Annotated in this window: 22 protein-coding genes and 1 tRNA gene; 15 read left to right on the top strand and 8 right to left on the bottom strand. The window is 54.8% G+C overall.

Going from position 1 to position 22,573, the window contains the following annotated elements; translation table 11 throughout:
- Positions 1 to 12 precede the first annotated feature (12 nt).
- Positions 13 to 3,489, bottom strand: coding sequence for a transcription-repair coupling factor (mfd, locus tag OEZ10_08295; GenBank protein ID MDH5632981.1), 3,477 nt, complete (start codon positions 3,487 to 3,489; stop codon positions 13 to 15).
- Between the two features lie 194 nt (positions 3,490 to 3,683).
- Here mfd and OEZ10_08290 point away from each other — a divergent pair, with 194 nt between their 5' ends.
- The 4 genes from OEZ10_08290 (at position 3,684) to OEZ10_08275 (ending at position 6,463) form a co-directional block, all read left to right on the top strand.
- Complete coding sequence (locus OEZ10_08290; protein MDH5632980.1) at positions 3,684 to 4,196, top strand: hypothetical protein; 513 nt, start codon at positions 3,684 to 3,686, stop codon at positions 4,194 to 4,196.
- A 94-nt stretch (positions 4,197 to 4,290) separates the two neighbouring features.
- The gene (ispD, locus tag OEZ10_08285) at positions 4,291 to 5,013 is read left to right on the top strand and encodes a 2-C-methyl-D-erythritol 4-phosphate cytidylyltransferase (GenBank protein MDH5632979.1); all 723 of its coding nucleotides are present in this window, start codon (positions 4,291 to 4,293) and stop codon (positions 5,011 to 5,013) included.
- Positions 5,010 to 5,489 (top strand): 2-C-methyl-D-erythritol 2,4-cyclodiphosphate synthase, encoded by a 480-nt coding sequence (ispF, locus tag OEZ10_08280; protein MDH5632978.1) that lies wholly within the window; start codon positions 5,010 to 5,012, stop codon positions 5,487 to 5,489. Before ispD ends, ispF begins: the two co-directional genes overlap by 4 nt.
- Positions 5,486 to 6,463, top strand: a complete 978-nt coding sequence (locus tag OEZ10_08275; GenBank protein MDH5632977.1) for an SDR family oxidoreductase — start codon at positions 5,486 to 5,488, stop codon at positions 6,461 to 6,463. The genes ispF and OEZ10_08275 overlap by 4 nt, the downstream gene beginning before the upstream one ends.
- Here the strand turns inward: OEZ10_08275 and OEZ10_08270 are convergent.
- Complete coding sequence (locus OEZ10_08270; protein ID MDH5632976.1) at positions 6,432 to 6,977, bottom strand: Smr/MutS family endonuclease; 546 nt, start codon at positions 6,975 to 6,977, stop codon at positions 6,432 to 6,434. The genes OEZ10_08275 and OEZ10_08270 overlap by 32 nt on opposite strands.
- Positions 6,978 to 7,040: 63 nt before the next feature.
- The gene (gene trxB, locus OEZ10_08265) at positions 7,041 to 8,000 is read right to left on the bottom strand and encodes a thioredoxin-disulfide reductase (protein ID MDH5632975.1); all 960 of its coding nucleotides are present in this window, start codon (positions 7,998 to 8,000) and stop codon (positions 7,041 to 7,043) included.
- A gap of 170 nt (positions 8,001 to 8,170) precedes the next feature.
- Between trxB and ald the strand changes: the two genes are divergently transcribed.
- The 9 genes from ald to OEZ10_08220 all read left to right on the top strand — a co-directional run bounded on the left by ald (position 8,171) and on the right by OEZ10_08220 (position 16,768).
- On the top strand, positions 8,171 to 9,235 hold the full coding sequence (gene ald, locus OEZ10_08260; GenBank protein ID MDH5632974.1) for an alanine dehydrogenase: 1,065 nt from the start codon (positions 8,171 to 8,173) through the stop codon (positions 9,233 to 9,235).
- Positions 9,236 to 9,346: 111 nt separating this feature from the next.
- Positions 9,347 to 11,659 (top strand): DNA translocase FtsK 4TM domain-containing protein, encoded by a 2,313-nt coding sequence (locus tag OEZ10_08255; GenBank protein MDH5632973.1) that lies wholly within the window; start codon positions 9,347 to 9,349, stop codon positions 11,657 to 11,659.
- Positions 11,660 to 11,661: 2 nt separating this feature from the next.
- Positions 11,662 to 12,300 carry an outer membrane lipoprotein chaperone LolA gene (gene lolA / locus OEZ10_08250; GenBank protein MDH5632972.1) on the top strand — a complete coding sequence of 213 codons (639 nt, stop codon included), beginning with the start codon at positions 11,662 to 11,664 and terminating at the stop codon, positions 12,298 to 12,300.
- 26 nt (positions 12,301 to 12,326) lie between these two features.
- Positions 12,327 to 13,649 (top strand): replication-associated recombination protein A, encoded by a 1,323-nt coding sequence (locus tag OEZ10_08245; GenBank protein ID MDH5632971.1) that lies wholly within the window; start codon positions 12,327 to 12,329, stop codon positions 13,647 to 13,649.
- Positions 13,646 to 14,020: a fluoride efflux transporter CrcB gene (crcB, locus tag OEZ10_08240; GenBank protein ID MDH5632970.1), complete on the top strand. Its 375-nt coding sequence runs from the start codon at positions 13,646 to 13,648 to the stop codon at positions 14,018 to 14,020. Before OEZ10_08245 ends, crcB begins: the two co-directional genes overlap by 4 nt.
- Positions 14,017 to 14,325, top strand: coding sequence for a DUF190 domain-containing protein (locus OEZ10_08235; GenBank protein ID MDH5632969.1), 309 nt, complete (start codon positions 14,017 to 14,019; stop codon positions 14,323 to 14,325). The genes crcB and OEZ10_08235 overlap by 4 nt, the downstream gene beginning before the upstream one ends.
- 13 nt (positions 14,326 to 14,338) lie before the next feature.
- A complete protein-coding gene (gene serS / locus OEZ10_08230; GenBank protein ID MDH5632968.1) occupies positions 14,339 to 15,616 on the top strand; it encodes a serine--tRNA ligase in 1,278 nt (425 codons plus the stop codon).
- Between the two features lie 56 nt (positions 15,617 to 15,672).
- Entirely contained in the window at positions 15,673 to 15,939 is a 267-nt protein-coding gene (locus OEZ10_08225) for a hypothetical protein (GenBank protein ID MDH5632967.1), read from the top strand.
- Between the two features lie 307 nt (positions 15,940 to 16,246).
- On the top strand, positions 16,247 to 16,768 hold the full coding sequence (locus tag OEZ10_08220; protein ID MDH5632966.1) for a GNAT family N-acetyltransferase: 522 nt from the start codon (positions 16,247 to 16,249) through the stop codon (positions 16,766 to 16,768).
- A gap of 43 nt (positions 16,769 to 16,811) precedes the next feature.
- Here OEZ10_08220 and OEZ10_08215 read toward each other — a convergent pair whose 3' ends face one another.
- From OEZ10_08215 to OEZ10_08205, 3 genes are all read right to left on the bottom strand, one after another.
- Positions 16,812 to 17,414, bottom strand: coding sequence for a class I SAM-dependent methyltransferase (locus OEZ10_08215; protein MDH5632965.1), 603 nt, complete (start codon positions 17,412 to 17,414; stop codon positions 16,812 to 16,814).
- Positions 17,415 to 17,451: 37 nt separating this feature from the next.
- On the bottom strand, positions 17,452 to 17,625 hold the full coding sequence (locus OEZ10_08210) for a hypothetical protein (GenBank protein MDH5632964.1): 174 nt from the start codon (positions 17,623 to 17,625) through the stop codon (positions 17,452 to 17,454).
- A gap of 80 nt (positions 17,626 to 17,705) precedes the next feature.
- Positions 17,706 to 18,377, bottom strand: a complete 672-nt coding sequence (locus OEZ10_08205) for a Bax inhibitor-1/YccA family protein (protein ID MDH5632963.1) — start codon at positions 18,375 to 18,377, stop codon at positions 17,706 to 17,708.
- A 170-nt stretch (positions 18,378 to 18,547) separates the two neighbouring features.
- On the opposite strand from OEZ10_08205, the gene OEZ10_08200 reads away from it, so the two are divergent.
- Positions 18,548 to 18,637, top strand: a tRNA-Ser gene (locus OEZ10_08200).
- A 203-nt stretch (positions 18,638 to 18,840) separates the two neighbouring features.
- Positions 18,841 to 20,241, top strand: a complete 1,401-nt coding sequence (gene cysG, locus OEZ10_08195; GenBank protein ID MDH5632962.1) for a siroheme synthase CysG — start codon at positions 18,841 to 18,843, stop codon at positions 20,239 to 20,241.
- Positions 20,242 to 20,287: 46 nt separating this feature from the next.
- Here cysG and OEZ10_08190 read toward each other — a convergent pair whose 3' ends face one another.
- Both OEZ10_08190 and OEZ10_08185 read right to left on the bottom strand, forming a co-directional pair.
- A complete protein-coding gene (locus OEZ10_08190; protein ID MDH5632961.1) occupies positions 20,288 to 20,947 on the bottom strand; it encodes a response regulator in 660 nt (219 codons plus the stop codon).
- The gene (locus tag OEZ10_08185; GenBank protein MDH5632960.1) at positions 20,928 to 22,568 is read right to left on the bottom strand and encodes a histidine kinase; all 1,641 of its coding nucleotides are present in this window, start codon (positions 22,566 to 22,568) and stop codon (positions 20,928 to 20,930) included. The genes OEZ10_08190 and OEZ10_08185 overlap by 20 nt, the downstream gene beginning before the upstream one ends.
- Positions 22,569 to 22,573: the final 5 nt, after the last annotated feature.

The following is a 22,573-nucleotide window of genomic DNA, read 5'->3' as shown; positions in this document are numbered from 1 at the left end:
TAGTCCCGGAATTTACGCCCTGACCAGGGCGTTAAGGATGCGAGCAAGCCTGTCGAGCCTGTCGGCAGGTTTTTTCATTTCTGCGTTTACGCGAAGCATGGTCGGTCCATCCAGGCGATATTCACGTGGTGATGATTGCATCAGCTGAATCAGTGCCGCCGGGTCAATATCAGGATTGGTTTCAAACTGGATCCTGGCACCCTTGCTGCCGGCATCAATCTTGCTGATACCAATCCGGCTTGCATCGATCCGTAATTCCGAGACAGAAAACAGTAACGCAGTTTCTTCCGGCAACAACCCGAAACGATCAATAACTTCCTCCTTTAACTGTTGCAGGCTGCTCTTGTCAGCGGCATTGGCCAGGCGCTTGTAAAGTACGAGGCGTGTGTGCACATCGGGGATATATTCGGCAGGGAACAGCACCGGGGCGTGAATATTGATTTCAGAAGCCGGCTGCACCGGTTTGTCCAGTTCGGGCTCCTTGCCCTCCTTGAGCGACTTCACTGCCCGACTGAGCAGTTCTGTGTACATGGTGAAGCCGATTTCATCAATTTCACCACTCTGGCTCTCACCAAGAAGTTCACCGGCACCACGAATCTCGAGATCGTGGGAAGCGAGCGCAAAGCCGGCGCCCAATTCATCCAGGGAGGCAATAGCCTCAAGACGTTTGCGTGCATCGCCTGTTAATGCCTGTTTTGACGGGATCAACATATAGGCGTAGGCGCGATGGTGCGAGCGGCCTACACGACCGCGCAACTGGTGCAACTGCGCCAGACCAAACTTGTCCGCCCGCTCGATCAATATGGTATTGGCTGAAGGGACATCGATGCCGGATTCGATGATGGTACTGCACAGCAGGATATTGAAGCGCTGGTGATAGAAGTCGAGCATGATGCGTTCCAGCTCGCGCTCCGGCATCTGGCCGTGCGCCATATGGATCCGGGCCTCGGGTAACAGTTGTTGAAGATCGGCCAGTGCCTTGTCCATGGTGCGCACTTCGTTGTGCAGATAATACACCTGGCCGCCACGATGGATTTCGCGCAGGCAAGCTTCACGGATAATGCTGTTGCTGTTCTCGTTAACGAACGTCTTGACGGACAGCCGCTGTTCCGGTGGTGTTGCAATAATGGAAATATCGCGTAACCCGGTCATGCCCAGGTTGAGTGTGCGTGGAATTGGCGTGGCAGTAAGTGTAAGGATATCCACCTCGCTGCGCAGTTTCTTGAGCTTTTCCTTCTGACGGACGCCGAATCGCTGCTCCTCGTCAACAATAATCAGCCCGGGACGATCAAGAACAATGTCATCCTGCAGCAGGCGATGTGTGCCGACGATAATATCCACCTTGCCTTTCCTGGCCTGGTCCAGCACTTCTTCCTGTTCTTTCTTGGTGCGAAACCGCGACAGCAGTTCAACGTGTACCGGCCATTCGGCAAACCGATCCTGGAAATTTTGAAAGTGTTGCTGGGCTAGCAGGGTGGTGGGTACCAGTACCACGACCTGTTTGCTGTTATCCACCGCGACAAAAGCGGCGCGCAGTGCAACCTCGGTTTTGCCAAAACCAACGTCACCACAGACCAGGCGATCCATGGGGACGGGCCGCTGCATGTCGGCAATAACTTCATTGATGGCCCGCGCCTGGTCCGGGGTCTCTTCAAACGGAAAACCGTCGGCGAATGCATTGTAGCCGGCTTCGTTGAGTTTGAACTCCATACCAGGTCTGGCTTCGCGCCGGGCATAAATATCCAGCAACTCGGCAGCAACATCGCGTGCTTTTTTCTGTGCACGCTTTTTCGCATTCTCCCAGACGTCGCCGCCCATGCGATGCAGCGGTGCGGTTTCCGGGTGAGTGCTGGTGTATCGTCCAATCAGGTGTAGAGACGTAACTGGCAGGTAAAGCTTGTCGTTGCCAGCGTACTGAATGGCAAGAAACTCTGTCGGGCCGTCACCTACATCCAGCATTTCCAGGCCAAGGTAGCGACCAACACCGTGTTGTTCATGAACAATGGGATCGCCAATATGCAGTTCCGCGAGGCTGCGAATAATAGCTTCCGGTTCGCGCGCTGTTTGCGAGCGGCGTCGACGTTGAGCGGCGCGTTCACCGAAAAGCTGGGCCTCGGTAATGACGGCGATAGCCGGATCCTGTAACAGCAGTCCACGGTCCAGTGTCGAATGGGCCAGTGCCAGCCGGGTATCGCCATTAAAAAACTCGTGCCAGCCGGAAACGATCCTTGTCTTGAGGCCGTTGGCTGCCAGTAGTTCGCGCATGGTCTCGCGCCTGCCGGGTGTTTCAGCAACGATAAGGTTGCGCTGTCGGGTATTGCCCAGGTAGTCGAAAAGCTCCCGGTATGGTGACTCACTGTGATGATCGACAGGAAGCTGTACAGGCAGTGAAGATTCGAAGGTATATACCGGAGCTTCATGCAAAACACCGGCAGTTTCGTGACCGCCCAGCTCGATTATCGGCATGGCTTTTAACCGGGCGATGACAACGTCCTGCTCGAGAAACAGCTTTTCTGGCGGCAGGATTGGTCGCTCGCGGTCGTGTCGACGCTGCAAGTAGCGTTCGGTAATTTCAGACTGGAACCGGCCTGAAGCTGCAGCCAGTTCACTGTCAATCACTGCTACGGTTTTGTCCGGCAGGTAGTCGAATATGGTGGCTGTTTGTTCAAAGAACAGTGGAATGTAGTATTCGGCGCCGGATGGAATAATGCCCTCGCTGATGTCACGATAAACTCCCGCTTGCGTCGGGTCACCTTCAAACTGTGCCCGAAACGCCTGCCGGAAACGGGTAATGGCTTCTTCTGTTACCGGGAACTCTCTTGCCGGCAACAGCTCGATATTGTCCAGGGTATCGCTTGAGAGCTGGGACTGCGGGTCAAAGGTTCGAATGCTTTCGATTTCATCGCCAAACAAATCGATGCGATAGGGTGTGTGCGACCCCATTGGAAATATATCAACTAGTCCGCCGCGTACCGCGTATTCACCCGGCTCCATTACCTGGCTGACAGAGCGATAGGAAGTCTGGGTCAGCTTGTCTCGCAAGGCGGTGAGATTAATGCGTTCTCCCTTTGCCAGGTTGAGGCTGTGTCCCGATACATAGTTGACTGGCGCGAGCCTGTGCATGATTGTGCTGATTGTTGTGAGCACAATACACCTGCGAAGTCCGGGTAATCGAGACAGGGTCAGCAGGCGCTGGGAAACAATATCCTGGTGAGGCGAAAAACTGTCGTAGGGCAGGCATTCCCAATCCGGCAATGTGTAGACTGGTACCGGGTTCTGAGCATCATTGAAAAATGTCAGTTCATCCACCAACAGCTGCAGAGAGCGCGCATCGGACAAGACCACAATAATAGTGCTGGTATTGCTCTGTGCCAGGCTTAGCAGTGCCAATGCCCGACTGCTACCGAAGAGCCGGTTCCAGCGCTGGCGCTTGTTTGCGTCGCCGGGGGACGGTGGGCGAAATACCGAAATTTCCTTTGGATTCTTCAACTTGAGCGCTCAGGCATTTATACGGAAGTCTGAAAGGCGGCGTATTCTACCGCAATTGCTCCGTGGGTCGAGTCAGATGGAAAAAAGATTGATTAATCCGATAGTTAGCGTCATAATTTAATAATTATCACGAATTTTGATTCACGACTCTGTGGAAGTTGGCGGAGACGGGTGAATCAAGGAGATGGTTGTAAATGGCGAAAAAGTCCGCGTTCAGTGTTGGTGATTCAGTCTTCTATCCGTCTGCGGGTGTCGGCATGATTGAGGCTGTAGAGGACATCTATATTGGTGGCCACCTGGATTCCTGTTTCGTCATCCGCATTGAAGAAAACAAAATGACCGTCAAGGTTCCGGTGAATAACATGGAAGCCAGTGGTATCCGGCCGCTGCTGGATACACGCAAGATCAATGAATTGTACGCAATACTCGAAGGCGAGAGTTCGCGCCGGGTAACCGGTGGTAACTGGACCGAGCGCTGCAAGGATATCGAACGCCGCATCAATCGCGGATCCTGCCTGGAATTGGGGGAGGTGGTTCGTGACCTGTTGCGCTGGAAAGAAGAATCCGGCCTTTCATTTGAAGAGTCCATGCTGCTGGAGACAGCAACAGGCTACCTGGCCCGAGAACTGGCAACGGTCAAGGGTGTTACCAAGGATATCGCGGCAGATGATATTCGTGATCATGTGGGTGCCGGCGTAGCAGCCTAGGCTGGCTCTTCGACAGGCACGAAACTTCCTTCGTATTTGGATATAATAACAAACTTCAGTTGTTTTCTTTGATTCGTTCTACCGAGGGGGTTGCGTGAGCACGTCATCTTCTGTCTGGGCGTTGGTTCCGGCTGCGGGCGTCGGTTCGCGCATGGCCAGTTGTCACCCCAAGCAGTACCTCATGCTTCGCGACAAACCTGTCATTCGCCATACGCTTGAGCGTCTTGCCCAGCTGGATATGCTGGCCGGCATTTACGTGGGTATTTCAGCATCTGATCAATACTGGGAAGAAATAATGGCAGACGTCGATGCCATAAATGACAAACCGGTAAGAGCCTATGTGGGCGGAAGAGAGCGTGCCGATACTGTTTTAAATGGACTGGCTGCACTTGCCAGGGTGGCGGGCGACTCGGACCGTGTCCTGGTGCATGATGCAGCACGCCCGTGTGTGCGCACCGAGGACATAAATGAACTGGTTCTCCGTGTCGGTACGCAAGCTGATGGAGGATTGCTGGCTCTGCCGGTTGCCGATACCGTGAAACGGGCCGGCGCCGATCAGCGGTGTACCGAAACCGTGCCCCGTGACGGCTTGTGGCGAGCGCTGACCCCACAGTTTTTTCCGATTTCGCATTTGCGTGCCGCTCTCAAAACCGCACTGGAGCGCGGTGAGTCGATAACCGATGAGGCATCAGCGATGGAGCTCGCGGGATTTGCACCGCAACTGGTAATTGGTCATAGTGACAATATCAAGATTACACATCCGGAGGATTTGCGCATGGCCGGGTTTTATCTGGATATGCAGGAACGGCTGACATGATACGGGTTGGGCAGGGGTATGATGTGCATCGACTGGTTGAGGGTCGGGCGCTGATACTGGGCGGAGTTACAATTCCGTTTGAGAAAGGGCTTGATGGTCATTCCGATGCGGACGTGTTGATACACGCGCTGTGTGATGCCATGCTGGGTGCTGCCGGCCTGGGTGATATTGGGCGCCATTTTCCTGATACTGATCCCGCCTACAAGGGGGCGAATAGCAGAGAGCTGTTGCGTGAAGTCAAACACAGGATTGATCAGTCAGGCTATGCATTGGTCAATGCCGATATAACAGTTATTGCCCAGGCGCCAAAGCTGGCACCCTATGTATCTTCCATGGTTGATAATCTTTGTTCAGATCTTTTGCTTCCCCATGGTTTTATCAATATCAAGGCAACAACCACTGAGAACCTGGGATTTGCCGGTCGTGGTGAAGGTATCGCCGCCAGCGCGGTTGTGCTGGTTGAAAAACTGAAATGACATCTTCGACAGTCAACACGATCGCCGTTACCGGCGCTAATGGCTTTATTGGCACGGCATTGTGTTGCTACCTGGTCAGCCGGGGGTACCGGGTGATTGGACTGGTAAGAAACCCTGAAAATCTGGCTACAAGGGTTGCGCATGAATACCGGAAAGTCGGTGATATCACGCCAGAGACGCAATGGCTGCAACATCTCGGGGATGTTGATGCGATAGTGCACCTGGCGGCGCGTGTTCACGTGATGGAGAAGGAAGATACGGGCGATACTGGTGTGTACTACCGTTTGAACACGCAGGCCACAATGGCTCTTGCGCGCAGTGCAGTCAAAGCCGGAGTCAAAAGATTTGTTTATCTCAGCAGCATCAAGGTGAATGGTGAAGCGACTGGCGGCAAGCCATTTGCCGCCGCCGATATTCCGGATCCGAAGGATGATTACGGTCGATCGAAGGCGCAGGCCGAACAGGAATTGATGGAGTTGGCCTCCGGCTCATCAATAGGTGTATCTGTTATCAGGCCGCCGCTGGTCTATGGCCCGGGTGTGAAAGGGAACCTTGAGCGACTTTGCCGGATACTTAAAAAAGAACTGCCATTGCCGCTCGGCAGTACCGGGAACCGTCGTGACATGGTCTCGATCAACAATCTCAACAGCCTGATCGAATCGTGTCTTGTGAACGAAGCAGCGCCGGGAAACGTTTTTCTTGTCTCGGACGGTTGCCCGGTTTCTACTACGCGTCTGGTCAGGACGCTGGCGAGCGCGATGGGGGTGCGCGCAAGACTGTTTCCGGTTCCCCGTTTTTTATTGATGCTTGCCGGTACGGTGTCAGGCAGGGGTGAAGAAGTGCGTCGCCTTACAGAAAATCTCGAGGTGGATATTTCCCGCACCTGCGAGGTATTGGGCTGGAAGCCTGTTGATCGGTTTGAGGATGCGTTGCGTGAGACGGTCAGCTCGTTTTCGGACCGGGGTATTTCCTAGACAGCAGAACATATACTGCGCCGGTTCCGCCATCCTGCGGAGTTGCCGAGGAAAATGCCAGCACTTCATTTCTTTGTTGTAACCAGCTATTCACCATGTTCTTCAAAACCGGCAACTTGTTGGCAGAACCATATCCCTTGCCGTGAACAATACGCACGCAGCGTTTGCCATCCAGCTGTGCACGTTGAATAAATGCGGCCAGAAGGTCGCGGGCCTGGTCCACCGTCCTTCGATGCAGGTCAAGCTCTGCCTCAATGGCATACTGGCCACGTCGGAGTTTTCGCATGACTGTGGTCTGGATGCCGGCCCGCTTGAACAGCAGTTCATCTCCGGTGTCCACGTCTTCGATGACGTGGTCGGAGAGCAGGCTGTCCATAACATCGCGATCGTCAGCGTCACGACTGGCGGGAACCGGTTTGGGTTTTTCCCTGTGCGGTTCAATCCTGTCCTGCTTGAGCGGAGTGATACCCTTTATGGCGTCCCTGAACAGCTTGTTGTCACTATGATCTGTCATGCCCGGTTCGGTATTGCTTTGCCAATGAAAGAAACGACCCCGGGTTCGGGGCCGCGAATATTTTTATCTATTTTTTTCCAATGCCTTGAGGAAGCGCTCGGCATCCAGTGCTGCCATGCAACCGCTTCCGGCTGATGTTATGGCCTGACGATAGACGTGGTCACGCACATCACCGGCAGCAAATACGCCGTCAATACTGGTTGCCATGGCATTACCGTCGTTGCCGCCGCGGGTAACAAGGTAGCCATGTTGCATATCGAGCTGGCCTTCGAACAAATCAGTATTGGGTTTGTGGCCGATGGCGATGAATACACCGTCAACATCGAGGTCCCTGGTGCTGCCGTCACTGGCCTTGATGCGAATGCCTGTTACGCCGCTGGCATCACCAAGCACTTCATCCAGTTCGTGGTTCCATTCAATGCTGATATTGCCGTTTTCAGCCCTGTCCATGATCTGGTCAATGAGTATGGCTTCGGCACGAAACTCATCGCGGCGATGAACCACGACGACTTCGGACGCGATATTCGACAAGTACATGGCCTCTTCGACTGCAGAATTACCCCCGCCAATGACGGCCACTTTCTTGCCGCGATAGAAAAAACCGTCGCAGGTTGCACAGGCGGATACGCCTTTGCCGCGGAACGTTTCTTCTGACGGCAGGCCGAGGTACTTGGCTGAAGCGCCGGTGGCGATAATCAGTGCATCGCAGGTGTAGCTGCTGCTGTCGCCTGTCAGCTTGAACGGCCGACTGCCCAGTTCCGCCCTGGTAATGGTGTCAAAAATAATTTCTGTATTGAAACGCTCCGCATGCTGGCGCATACGCTCCATCAGTGCCGGCCCCTGCAGGCCTTCAACGTCGCCTGGCCAGTTATCGACTTCGGTGGTGGTCATCAGCTGGCCGCCTTGTTCCATGCCAGTGATGAGTACAGGCTTCAGGTTGGCCCTGGCGGCGTAAACCGCAGCCGTGTAACCGGCCGGGCCTGAGCCCAGAATGAGTACGCGTGCGTGTTTTGAATCAGACATCGGTTTGCTGCTCCCATTTAGATTGCTGCTCCTTGCGGCGCGGCGACTGGTAATTACGAGTTCCTGGATTATGCTTGCGGTTAACGCGCAGTTGTGAACAATGCGCCTAGGCCTGTTCGTGTTCGGTCGATGTTACTCATGGTGTCCATTAGGGTAAAGGAGAAGGGTGTATGAAGATTGGAATTCCCCGCGAAATCAAGCCAATGGAAGGGCGCGTTGCCCTGACTCCGGAGGCCGTAGGCGGCCTGGTGGCCGCAGGTCACGAGGTGCTGGTGGAGCAGGGTGCCGGTTTGGCAAGTGGTTACGAAGACGCCGATTACGTGGCGCAAGGCGCCCGTATTGAGCCTGAAACGGCATCGGTCTGGTCAGCCAAGCTCATAGTGAAGGTAAAAGATCCGATCGCCCCCGAATTCGGGTATTTGCGTGACGATATGTGGCTATTTTCATACTTACATCTTGCTGCTAATCGCCCCCTGACTGACGCCTTGGTGTCGGCAAAAACGACCTCGGTGGCCTTTGAAACGGTGGAATCTGACGGGAAAAGGCCGTTGTTGGCGCCCATGAGCGATATCGCTGGCAGGCTGGCCGTGCAATATGGCGCCAACCTGTTGCATCGCCCTGCGGGCGGCAAGGGCGTGCTTCTCGGCGGCCTGGCAGGAGCAGAGCGCGGCCGGGTAGTGGTTCTGGGCACAGGCATTGCCGGCGCGGCTTCTGCGCGACTGGCAGCTTCCATGGGTGCCGAGGTGACAGTGTTTGGCATTGATCGGGAACAGCTCGATGCCCTGCATCACTACAGTCCCAATATTACGGCACTGCCTTCAGAAGCGGGCCTGCGTCGCCAGGCCGTGGTTCGGGCAGACCTGCTGATCGGTGCCGTGTTGATTCCAGGGGACAGGGCGCCCTGGCTGGTGGATCGGGCAATGGTCGCCGATATGGGTGCTGGCAGCGTAATAATTGATATTTCTGTGGATCAGGGCGGTTGTATTGAGACAACGCGGCCGACGGACTACACGAATCCAACTTACACCGAGTCCGGGGTGGTGCATTTTGGAGTCACCAACATGCCCGGCGCAGTACCGCGTAGTGCCAGCCAGGCGTTATCTGCGGCCATTTCGCCCTACGTGAAGCGGTTGGCGGCGCTTGCGAAGCTGGAAGATGATGCGCAAATGCGTGCGGCCGCAAACACTATCGGCGGCCAAATTGTGCATCCGGCAGTGGCTCATGCTTTGGCGTAACTGCCGCTCCGATTAGTCCTGCGGGAGCGGCAAAATACCCGCCAGTGCTTGGCTTGAGCGCCACAAAAGGCGAGAATTGCGCCTGCCAAACAAATATTAAAGAGAAATTCGGTGCCGCAGGCAATTCGCAAAAAAGAACCCAGTCCGCCACTGACCCCCAAGCTCATTCGGTTGCTGCGTGAAGCAGCGTTGTACGTGTTGGGGGCGCTGGCGCTATACCTGCTTGTGGCGCTGGCGAGCTACAGCGGGTCTGATCCGTCCTGGTCACATCGTGGCGGGACGGATGTGGTTCGGAATCTAGGCGGACCATTTGGCGCCTTTGTCAGCGATTTACTGTTCAACCTGGTCGGCTTTCTTTCCTACCTGGTACCCGTGTGGATTGCCTACAGTGGCGTAAAAGTTTTCCTCAATCGAAAAAATGATGCACCGGTGGACCTGACCCACAAGCTCGTCGTTGGTACCGGCGGTGTTGTAGCCGGGCTGGGTGCGTGCGGTCTGGCGGCACTGCATTTTGGCGGTGCCAGCGTCGGGTTGGCGTTCAGCAGTGGCGGTGTCGTCGGTGACCTGGTCGGTAGCGCGCTGGTATCAGCGTTTTCATTTATTGGCGCCACGATTGTTCTGTTGCTGGTAATGTTTTTGCCTGGCTTGACTGTCTTTCTTGGTATTTCCTGGCTGAAGGTGATGGATGCCGTGGGCTGGCTCGTGGTCTCTGGCGTAGACACGGTTCGAGACCAGCTTGCGGCGCGAAAAGATCGACGGATCGGCGAGGAAGCCAAAGAAGAGCGCAAGGTTGTTGTTGCCCGTGACATGAAGAAGCTGGAGCGTCGCGAGCCGCCGAAAATCGAGCCGGTGATTCCCAAGATCAAGCCCAGTGAGCGCAGCGAGCGCGAGCGCCAGGCGTCGTTATTTGATGTGCCTGAGGGCGGCGAGTTACCGGCATTATCATTGCTGGATGAAGCCGGGGAGCACCTGGCGCCGCAGTTCTCCCGCCAGTCGCTGGAAAGCATGTCGCGACTTCTGGAAAAGAAGCTGTTGGATTTCAATATCGAGGCGCAAGTGGTCGAGGTTCACCCGGGACCGGTTATTACCCGGTTTGAGCTGGAGCCGGCTGCCGGTGTCAAGGCATCGCAAATCACCAACCTGGCCACCGACCTGGCACGGTCCATGTCAGTCGTCAGTTTGCGTGTGGTCGAGGTCATTCCTGGCAAGACCACGGTAGGTATCGAAGTGCCCAATGAAAGCCGCGAAACCGTGCGCTTGCGCGAGGTGCTGTCATCCCAGGAGTTTGATGATGTGCGCTCACCGCTGGCGTTGGCGCTGGGCAAGGACATTAGCGGCAAGCCGGTTGTTGAAGACCTGGCCAAGATGCCGCACCTGCTGATTGCCGGCACCACCGGTTCCGGAAAGTCCGTCAGCGTCAACGGTCTGATCATGAGCATGGTGTACAAGGCAACGCCGGACCAGGTGCGACTAATCATGGTCGATCCAAAAATGCTGGAGCTGTCCATCTACGAAGGTATTCCGCACTTGCTTGCGCCGGTGGTTACCGATATGAAGCAGGCCGCCACGGCGCTGCGTTGGTGTATTGGTGAAATGGAACGACGGTATCGCCTGATGGCGGCGCTGGGTGTGCGCAACATCGGCGGTTATAACCGCAAGGTGAAGGATGCGGCCGAAGCAGGAAAGCCGCTAAAGGATCCGTTGTTTGAACCTATTGAAGGTATCGATGAAGAGGCACCTGAACTGAAGGCCCTGCCTTATATCGTAATTCTTATTGATGAGCTTGCCGATATGATGATGGTAGTCGGCAAGAAAGTAGAGCAGCTGATCGCGCGCCTGGCGCAAAAAGCCCGTGCTGCCGGTTTGCACCTGATTCTTGCTACACAGCGACCCTCTGTTGACGTGATAACCGGCCTGATCAAGGCCAATATCCCGGCGCGTATCGCGTTCCAGGTTTCATCACGCGTGGACTCACGCACCGTTCTCGACCAGATGGGGGCAGAGCAGTTGCTGGGACATGGCGACATGCTGTTCCTGCAACCGGGACAAGGTGTGCCGTTGCGTGTTCATGGCAGTTTTGTCGACGATCATGAGGTGCACAACGTGGTCAACGCGCTGAAGAAGAATGGCAAGCCTGCATACGACGATTCCATACTGTCACCGGAATCGCTTAGTGAAACGCCGGGCAGTGCATTTTCTGCCGGTATGTCCGGCGATGATGAGTCCGATCCTCTGTATGATGAAGCCTTGGCCATAGTCACCGAAACACGCAAGGCATCCATTTCCGGGGTACAGCGTCGATTGCGCATAGGTTACAACAGGGCGGCGCGCCTTATCGAGCAAATGGAAAAAAGCGGTGTGGTCGGTCCATTGCAATCCAACGGTTCGCGGGAAGTATTGGCACCGCCACCACCAAAAGGGTAGTTATGTTATCAGCAAGAAAAATTTTTGTTCCGGTATTGTTGTTGGTGCTGGTGTTTCCGGCGGCAACGGTATCAGCCGATGGCATCAAGAGCCTGCGCCGGTTTTACAGTCAGGTGAAAACCTTCAGCGCCTCGTTCAGCCAGGTGGTGCTGGATGAATCCCTGTCACCGATACAGGAAACATCCGGCAAGTTGTTGATCAAGCGTCCGGGCAGCTTTCGCTGGGATTATCTTGAGCCGTTCAAGCAACATATAGTCTCTGACGGCAAAAAGATCTGGGTTTATGATGTTGAGCTGAAACAGGCAACGTTCAGGGCGGTAGACGCCGGGCTGGGCCAGACACCGGCGTTCCTGTTGAGTGGTAGTGGCAGGATCGACGACAACTTTGAGCTCAAGTCATTGGGCAAGCAAGGCAAGCTGGAATGGACGCAAATGAAACCAAAGAAATCTGATGGTGGATACGAAAATATCCGCATCGCGTTTGAAAATGGTCAGCTGCGTATGCTGGAGATGGTGGACAGTTTTGGTCAGACCACGCGCGTCACCCTGGCTGATAATCGTGAAAACGGGAAGATAGACAACAGCCGTTTTCAGTTCAGCCCGCCTGCAGGCGTTGATATCGTCGGCGCGCCAGTCCAGTAACACGGGTTATCGTGATTACGCGGGATATGTTTTCGTCATCCGCTGAGCCAGTTGCCGGCGCAATTGATACACGTCCTTTGGCCGATCGCATGCGGCCGCAAACACTCGAACATTATGTCGGGCAATCGCATTTGCTGGGAGAAGGCAAGGCCTTGCGGCGCGCCCTGGAGCAGGGCAGCCTGCACTCAATGATCTTTTGGGGACCACCGGGCACGGGCAAGACCACGCTCGCACGCATGCTGGCGAACCTGTGCGACGCCCACTTTATTACGCTTTCTGCCGTGTTGGCAGGGGTAAAGGATATCCGCGCGGCCGTAGAGCAGGCGCAGCAATACCAGTCCATGGGTCAGGCGACAGTATTGTTTGTTGACGAAGTGCATCGCTTTAACAAGTCGCAACAGGACGCGTTCTTGCCGCACGTGGAATCAGGCACGGTTACTTTTATCGGTGCTACCACAGAAAACCCGTCATTTGAATTAAACAACGCACTGCTTTCCCGTGCACGCGTCTATGTGCTGAAATCGCTCGGTCATGATGAATTGCGACTGGTTATCGAGCACGCACTGCACGATGAGCGTGGCCTCGCTGCCACTGGCCTGACGATTGACGACGAGGCGTTGGCAATACTGGTTGATGCCGCCGACGGAGATGCCAGGCGTGCATTGAACCTGCTGGAAATCGCCGCTGACTTGTCTGAATCACATATTTCGCTGGAAGTGATCAAGGAAGTGGTGGCCGGTGGCGTTCGTCGATTCGACAAGGGTGGTGAAGCGTTCTATGACCAGATATCGGCATTGCACAAGTCCGTGCGTGGCTCTGATCCTGATGCGACACTTTACTGGTTTGCACGCATGCTTGACGGTGGCTGCGACCCCCTGTACCTCGCGCGACGCATCGTCCGCATGGCCAGCGAGGATATTGGCAATGCCGATCCACGCGCATTGCAGCTGAGCCTCAATGCCTGGGATGTGCAGGAGCGTCTTGGCAGTCCCGAGGGAGAGCTGGCTATGGCGCAGGCGCTGGTGTACCTGGCGTCGGTACCCAAAAGCAATGCAGTTTACACGGCGTTCAAGGCGGCTATGAAGGATGTACAGGAACTGGGTTCGCTCGAAGTACCGTTGCATCTGCGCAATGCACCGACAAAGCTGATGAAGCAACTGGATTATGGCCGGGATTACCGCTATGCCCACGACGAACCGGAAGGTTATGCTGCCGGCGAACAGTATTTTCCAGATGGCATGTCAGCACGACAGTATTACCATCCGGTAGACCGAGGGCTTGAGCTGAAAATTCGCGAGCGACTGACGCACCTGCGGCAACTTGATGCCAGGTACCGGGGGGACAAATGATACAGTTGTTGGCCATTGCCGTCGGTGGAGCTGTCGGCGCAGTGATGCGTTACCTGGCGTCAACAGCGGTATATAATGTTGCCGGTCGGGATTTCCCCTGGGGCACGCTGGTAGTGAATGTTGCAGGTTCACTGTTAATGGGGATACTGTTTGTAGTTTTGACGGAGAAGGCGGCGTTGCCGCCCGTCTGGCGTGCGACATTGCTGGTGGGCGTGCTTGGCGCGTTTACCACGTTTTCCACTTTCTCCATCGAGACGGTGGCCTTGATGGAGCAGGGCGATTGGCTGAAGGCCGCAGGCAATATTTTGCTAAGTGTTGTCTTGTGTACGGGCGGCGCATGGCTGGGCCTGGTGGCAGGGAGGCAATTGTGAAATCTGAGACTGTAACCATGGTGCGCATCTACCTGGCCGAGGGAGAAGGGCAGGTAAGCGGATTGCTGAAACAGCTCCACGACCAGGAGCAGGTACGCGGTGTTACCGTATTTCGCGGTATCCAGGGATTCGGCGAACACGGCCAGATGCATTCCGCAGGGATCATCGATTTGTCGTTGAATCTCCCGGTCGTTATTGAATTTTTTGACACACCGGAAAAAGTAGAAAGTATTGTTGAACATTTGGCAGACCAGGTTGCCCCGGGTCACCTGGTGCAATGGTCTGCCAAAGTAAATTGCAAATAAGGATAATTCATCCATGCTGGACCCGAAACTGTTACGAACTGATATTGAAATTGCCGCGAGCGCGCTGAAACGCCGTGGCTTTGATCTTGATGCCGCGACGCTTGTGTCACTGGAAAGCCGGCGCAAGGATATCCAGGTGAGAACCCAGGAGTTGCAGGCCGAGCGCAATGCCCGGTCCAAGGAAATCGGCAAGGCCAAGGCGGCAGGTGAAGATGCATCGGCCATCATGCAGGCGGTGGCGAAAATTGGTGACGAGCTGAAAGCATCCGAGCAAGCATTGTCCGATTTGCAGCAACAGCTGCAGGACATTGCGCTGGGTATTCCGAACCTGCCTCATGAATCGGCGCCGGACGGACTGGACGAAGACGCCAATGTTGAAGTACGTCAGTGGGGAACACCCAGGCAGTTTGATTTTGAGCCAAAGGATCATGTCGATCTTGGTGCGGCGCTGGGTCAGCTTGATTTTGAAACGGCAGCCAAGCTTACCGGTTCACGCTTTTCGGTCATGAGCGCCGGCCTGGCACGACTGCACCGTGCGTTAACCCAGTTCATGCTTGATACTCATACGGCAGAGCATGGTTATGTCGAGCAATATGTCCCGTACATGGTGAACGCGGACAGCCTGCGCGGCACCGGTCAGTTGCCGAAGTTTGGTGAAGACTTGTTCAGGCTGAGCGGAGAGCAGGAGTATTACCTGATACCGACAGCCGAAGTGCCGCTGACCAATATTGCCCGCGATGTGATTTACGATGCTGACAAGTTGCCGGTTCGCATTACAGCGCATACTCCCTGTTTCCGCAGCGAAGCCGGGTCATACGGAAAAGATACGCGCGGCATGATTCGCCAACACCAGTTCGAAAAGGTGGAGCTGGTGCAACTGGTGCGCCCGGAAGACTCCTATAGCGCGCTTGAAGAGCTGACGAGTCATGCAGAAACTATTCTACAGAAGCTGGGGTTACCGTACCGCGTGATGGCGCTGTGCGCCGGCGATATGGGGTTTTCCGCTGCCAAGACCTACGACCTGGAGGTCTGGTTGCCGGGCCAGCAGAAATACCGGGAAATATCTTCGTGTTCGAATTTTGAGTCATTCCAGGCGCGGCGCATGCAGGCGCGCTGGCGCAACCCGGAAACCGGCAAGCCCGAGTTGTTGCATACGTTAAATGGCTCGGGCCTTGCGGTAGGGCGAACGCTAGTAGCGATAATGGAAAACTACCAGAATGAAGACGGCAGCATTACCGTGCCTGCTGCTCTGAATCAATATATGGGCGGTATCACGACCATTCATTCATAGGCAGCACATGATATCGGTCGCAATGGATCGCGACAACGAGATGCAAGGAGGCGCTCATGGGCAAGTTCACGGACTTTGTCGATAACATCAGGGATGAGGGTGGCGTACTGGCCAAAGCGGAGCTAAAAAAGCTGGTTGAGGGCGCCAAGCAGGATGAGTCCGAATTTGTCCGGTTACAGGCGCAAAACCGGGAGAGCTGGACCGAAATGCTGGCAGATGGTGATCTCACCAGTGAAGGCTTCAAGAAGCAGGTCAGCAAAATGGAAGTGTTAACCGAGCTTGAAAACATCAAGCTCAAGATAAAGGCGAAGCTGAGTGCGTAACGCCTTGCCGATGGCATTCAAACACTGGTTGTAGACGGACTTTCTACCTCGGCGTGAATTACAAAGGCCGCAAGCAGGCCGATTTTCAGGCGGTGGAGGTCGCAACCGGGATAACCGCATAGTGTTCAGCTTTATCTCTTGCGGTGCAGACAATTTGTCACCCGTACCAGGCGAGCGTGCATCGCTATCGAAGATTGTCCCGGCGAGACTCGGGGCTGGCCAGGTAACAGGACCCCATTCCGTGGAGAGTAGTTGGTTATCGGCGTGAGCGTATAGCTGGCAATATCATTAGCCAAGGGGCGTGCCATTGATTATTGTGCCCGAAATAGACGTGAATGAAACCATACATTCATCGATTACCAGGCTTCGCAATAATTCATTTCCCGGATACCAGGTGGATCGATCATGGTACAAGCAGCTGCCGCATATGCGAATACTGTGCTATGCGGAAGATGAATTGATTGGGTATATGGGGATTGATTTTCGGGTAAGCAGAGTTGGCGAATCCGTTTGCAAGGTGCTCGGGATAATTGATTTCTGTGTATCGGAAATGTTCCGTGGCCGGGGTATTGGCACATCGATGCTTCATGAGCTTGCGGTTTATGCGCAACAAAAAGACGTGGAGTTTATTGTGCTCGTGGCAGCTAACCCGAAAGTCTATTTAAATAACGGGTTTCAGCAGGTGTCGGCGAAATGTACATGGTTGAGAATCGACGAACATAAGAATTATGGTATTGCCTGTGAACAACTGGACAATCTGCTTGTTATGAAAACAGGTCCAAGGCAGTGGCCCGGAGGTGATATCGATTGGCTGGGATACCTGTTCTAGATTGACCGACCAATACCAATGCTGCGAAGCTGCGGGCAAGCCACTATTTCAGACTGGCTGTTGCCAGGAATACCGGATAATCCTTTTCTTCACCCCGTACCGTATGGGCGGTTACAAAATCCACATCACAAAAGCCAGCTGCTTCCAGCTTTTGTTGCAACGGGTTTCGTTCAAAACCATGATGAAACACGCCTTGCACATCGGCCGGGTGGAATGTTCCATCTTCCTTGTCCAGGTCGGCCAGGGCAACACGACCACCTGGCTTCAGATGAAATGCAAAAGTGCGCAGCAGCCGGTCCGTATCCTCGATATGATGCATGGCCATGGCACTAATGATAACGTCATAGCGCTCACCAACAGGATCGGAAAGTATATCCCGGCACAGGGGTTTGACCTTGCCTTGCAACTCGGTCTTGGCTGTGAGTTTTTCCAGCATCGACTCAGAGATATCCACGGCGGTAATCTGGGCTACCCGTGGCGCCACGTGGGAAGCGAGCAGGCCGGTGCCGGCACCAAAATCCATGACTGACATATCCGGTTTGAACTCTACGTTGGCGAGCAAGGCTGCACCAACGCCCCTGGACAGAGCCAGTACGCGGTCGTTTACGTCCCAGTCCTTGGCTTTTTCTTCAAACAAATCAGTCATTGGTTACAGGCTTTCCGAAAAAAAATCAAAGATCGATCTATTTTAACATCATCACAAGCAGGACAATAAACCCGGCTACCGCCAGCAGGGGCAGCAACACTGCCTGCCAGTCACCGGCCTCGGCCTTGGGACTGTTTTTCATCATTGCCTGGGCTCGTGGAAATATTAATACAGCAATCAGGCCCAGGGTGACTGCTGATGCAATTTTCATCCACATATCCATAAAACCATCTCCGGCAAAAAGAAAGCCCCTCGCGGGGCTTTCCAGTTTGATGCATGCACTCAAGTCGTTCAGTCATCACCGCCCAGTGCGCCCAACAGGTGCAGCAGGTGAATGAAGATATTGTAAATGCTCAGGTACAGGCTGACTGTGGCAAGCACATAGTTGGTTTCGCCACCGTTAATAATGCGGCTGGTGTCATACAGGATGAAACCACTCATGATCATGATGACGATAGCGGAAATCGCCAATGACAGCGCCGGGATCGCCAGGAAGATGTTGGCAACGGCTGCCAGCAGCACCACGAAGAAGCCCACCATCAGGAAGCCGCCCATGAAGGAGAAATCCTTGCGCGTGGTCAGAACGTAACCTGACAGGCCCAGGAAAATAATACCAGTGCCGCCCAAGGCTGTTGCGACAACCTGCGAGCCGTTACTCATGGCCAGGTAGCTGTTCAGAATGGGGCCGAGGCCGAATCCCAGCAGGCCGGTGATGGCAAACACAACCGCGATGCCGGCACCAGAGTTAGCTGTACGCGGCAGAACCAGCCAGATCATTGCCAGGGCGCCAATGCTGGAAGCAAGCGGTACCCAGGGCGAAGTGACCACCATCATGGAAATGGCTGCTGTCAGTGCGCTGAAAAGCAGGGTCAAGGAAAGCAGCATGTAGGTGTTGCGTAACACCTTGTTGGTTTCCAGGGCCGATACGCCTGAGCGGGTCAGAATCTGCGGATTTTGGTTCATGAAATCTCCTGATAGATTGGTTCAATTCGACTAGCCTACTTGGCTGTTGATATAACGTCAACAAGAGCAATATCGGGTTTTTTAGGGCTGGAATGCGGCCATGGCTTCGGGTATCCTTGGCGCCGCTTCCAGATCGGGCCGGCAATGAACCGGTTCGACTTGGTCAATCCGGAGGGGTGGCTGAGCGGTTGAAAGCACTGGTCTTGAAAACCAGCGAGGGTTTACGCCCTCCCAGGGTTCGAATCCCTGCTCCTCCGCCATATTCATGAGCATGTCTTTACAGGCCTGTTCATGAATATGGTCTATTCTGGTCGGGTCTTGATCCCGGGCGGTTTAGTGTCCATTTTCTGGGTGTGGCCGCCGGCTTAGCCCAGCATTCCAAGAGGGGCTGTTCAGCCTGATGGTTAATCTCCCGTAAGTTCCTGTATTTACAGAAAAATCCGGAATTCTTCGAAGGTGCTGCATGGATTATTTTCCCATATTTGTTGATTTGAAAGATCGCGAATGCCTGGTGGTTGGCGGCGGCGATGTGGCGGCCAGGAAAATCGCCCTGTTGCTGAGTGCCGGTGCCAGGGTCCAGGTGGTTGCACCGGAATTGACGGCTGCTGTCCAGGCGCGTGTCGATAACGGCGAAATCTCCTATCTACGGTCGGCATTCGAAGCGTCTCACGTGGCCCGGCAAATGCTGATTATTGCTGCGACCAATGACAGGGCGATCAATGAGCACGTGGCTGCCGCCGCGCGCGAGGCCAATATCCCGGTCAACGTTGTGGATACACCGGACCTGTGCAGCTTTGTTGTACCTTCGATAGTTGATCGTTCACCAGTGGTGGTTGCCATATCAACCGGCGGCGCATCACCGGTGTTGGCGCGCCTGATTCGGGCCAGGCTCGAATCATCCATTCCGGCAGCGTATGGCAGGCTTGCCAGCCTGACGGGTCGCTTCCGCGACAAGGTCAAGGCGAAGTTCAAGACCAGCAACGAACGCCGCGGTTTTTGGGAAAGAATTCTGCAAGGCCCGGTGACGGAGCTCATGCTCTCCGGTGCCGAAGAGGAAGCCGAAACCATGCTTGCCGCCGAGCTTGCGAAAGAAAGCGGACAAAGCAAGGGTGTTGGCGAAGTGTACCTGGTCGGTGGCGGCCCGGGCGATCCGGATCTGCTCAACTTCCGCGCCTTGCGCCTGATGCAACAGGCCGACGTCGTGGTTTACGACCGCCTGGTTTCGCCCGAAGTGCTGGAGAAGGTGCGCCGTGATGCCGATCGAATCTATGCTGGCAAAGAGCGCGCCAACCACGCCATTCCGCAGGGTGACATCAACAAGCTGCTGGTGAAACTGGCCAAGGAGGGGCGGCGCGTATGTCGTCTCAAGGGCGGTGATCCATTTATTTTTGGTCGCGGCGGCGAAGAGATTGAGTTACTGATGGAGGAAGGCATCCCGTTCCAGGTGGTGCCGGGCATTACTGCAGCTTCCGGTTGTGCATCCTATGCAGGCATACCATTAACTCATCGCGACTATTCGCAATCGGTATCCTTTGTTACCGGCCATCTAAAGGATGGTTCGGTGAACCTGAACTGGGAAGGGCTGGTCAAACCCAACCAGACAATCGTGATCTACATGGGGTTGGTGGCGCTGGAACCGCTGTGTCGCGAACTGGTAGAACACGGCTTGTCAGCTGATACACCTATTGCACTTGTACAACAAGGTACAACCCGCCATCAGCGCGTGTACACCGGCACCCTGGCAACCATGCATGATGTGGTCAAGGATGAGGAGATTCAGGCACCCACGCTGATCATTGTTGGTGAAGTCGTGAAGCTGCGAGACAAGCTAAACTGGTTCCATCCGGAGCAGATGGTGCAGTAATCATCTCACGTGGCCGATAGCGGGACTGCTTGAGCATCCAGGTGGCTTAGCGGATCTTCTTTCTGCCAAGGCCGTTTTCAACAGCAATGACCGCAGCTTCTACGCGTGAGTGCACACCAAGCTTGCGCAGTATGGATTTAACATGCAGCTTGACTGTGCCGTCGGTGATATCCAGTGACCGGGCAATGACCTTGTTGCTCTGTCCTTCGGCAATATGACAAAGAATCTCATGCTCTCGCGGTGTCAGGTCGGAAACCGGTGTTACCGGTTTCCGCGCGTCGTCAGCATCAGTCTTGCCCTGAACAATACGGGTCAACGATCCAATCAGCTCCTTGGCAACAACATTGTCGCCATTTAGTGCCGACTTGAGTGCTGGCACCAGGTCTTCCGGCTCCATATCTTTCAGCAGGTAACCCTGGGCGCCGTTACGCAATGCGCCCTGGAGATCGGACTCATCACGACTCATGGTGAGCATGAGCACCGGGATATCGATGCCTTCCTTGCGAAGCCGTGCAAGAGTCTCCAGGCCATTCATTTCCGGCATTTGCACATCGAGCAGGATAATATCGGGGTTGAGCTGCCGGGCTTTTTCGATTCCTTCGTGGCCGGAATCAACGGACGCGGCGATTTCGACGCCACGACTCTGGAGCATGACTTCCAGGCCCTTGCGAACCAGTGAATGATCGTCAATTAGCAATACGCGCATCGGGTTCCGGTTCCTGGCGGGTAACTATCGGGGGATCCTGGCTGTGTAACGGGCAGACAAGATGCACCCGCGTGCCTTCGCCCGTCTCGCTTTCAATGCTGAGCGTACCATGCAGGCGATTGGCGCGCTCGCGCATTATACTCAAACCGATTTGTTCCCCCGGTCGGCGAGGGGAGCTGCTGTCCCGATCCATGCCCAGGCCATCATCTTCGATCAAGACATCAAAGTGCTCCCGATCGCTGTTGAACAGAAGAATTCGGACATTGCAGGCGTTGCTGTGTTTCCGGATATTGGCCAGGGACTCCTGTATAATGCGGAAGACCTGGACCTCCTGGGTTGGGCTGAAATTGGTATCGATCAGGTCATTTTGCAGGAAAACGGCGACGCCGGTTTCTGACTTGAAGCGAATAACCAGGTCTTCAACTGCCGGCAGCAATCCGCGTTCGTCCATGCGTGATTTGAAATTGGTCAGCAGTTCCCGCAGGCTGTCGTGTGCTTCCTCAATGGCGCTGCGCAACTGGCGCACTTCATTCTGGGCGCTGCGCACATCTTTCCGGAATAATGTTTCCCCTAGCATCTTGATTTGCAGTCGCATGCTGACAAGCGTCTGTGCCAGTGAATCGTGAAGTTCATTGCCGATCATATTGCGTTCTTCCATGATGGCAAGGCGACGCTCATTGTCGTCGAGCCGCGCCTTGGCGACCGCAAGCCCGAGATGCTTGCCGATACTGTTCAGCAGGTCACGAACATCCTTGCCCAGCTCGGCACTGGGACGATCAAGGAACAGGTTGTATACACCGAGTATCTTGTCTCGGTACTGCAGCGGTACAACAATGAGTTCGCTGCAATCATCCAGCATCGGGCCGCAGTCAAGATGCTTGTCGCAGGATTTGAGGCCTTGCTGTATACCGAGTCCGCCGAATTGGGCTATCTCACCGCACAGGCACCGGTTCACGTCCACACGGAGTTCGGCCTTGACTATTTCGGTGCTTAATCCCCGGCTGGCAACGAGTTGAGTCTGGCCATTTTCTGTTGTCATGCGCACGCTGGCGGCGCGGGCATCGACCAGAACCATCAGCGTATCCAGAAACTGTTCCAGCAATTCATCAAGATTGCGTGCCGTACTCAGGTCAGTGGCAATATCGTACAGAATCTCCAGTGAGCGTGACTTGGAGGCAATGTGTTCGGTTTGTGCGCGAACCTTGGTATCCATTTCATCTGTCAGGCTGTGAAGTTCATCTGTCAGAGTATTGATATCGGATATCACCTGGCGAAGCCTGCCACGTGGCGGTAATGGAATAGGGGTATACAGATCACCGGCGCGTACCTGTCTTGACCATTGCTTTAGTCGTTTCAGTGGTATGGTGACATTCTGGCGCATGCGGATAAACAGCAAAACTGCAAACGGAATGGTGCCAACAAACAGGCCAAACTGTACCCGGAATACAGTAGCAGCATAATCGGGAAATATGGCGCCTATTGCGCTGCCAATGGTGGCAAGCAACAACATGACGGTAAGACCTGTTGCCGGGAGCCATAAACCGGACGGAATGCGCGTCGACGCGGCGTTACCGGCCCTGTCGCCCTGTATCGATTCCGGTTTACGGTTGAACTGGTTCATGCAAT

Source organism: Gammaproteobacteria bacterium (genome assembly GCA_029880545.1).
Taxonomy (GTDB): Bacteria; Pseudomonadota; Gammaproteobacteria; order Acidiferrobacterales; family SZUA-150; genus JAOUOD01.
The sequence above is the reverse complement of the archived record's forward strand: the minus strand, read 5'-3'. Positions and strand labels throughout refer to the sequence as shown.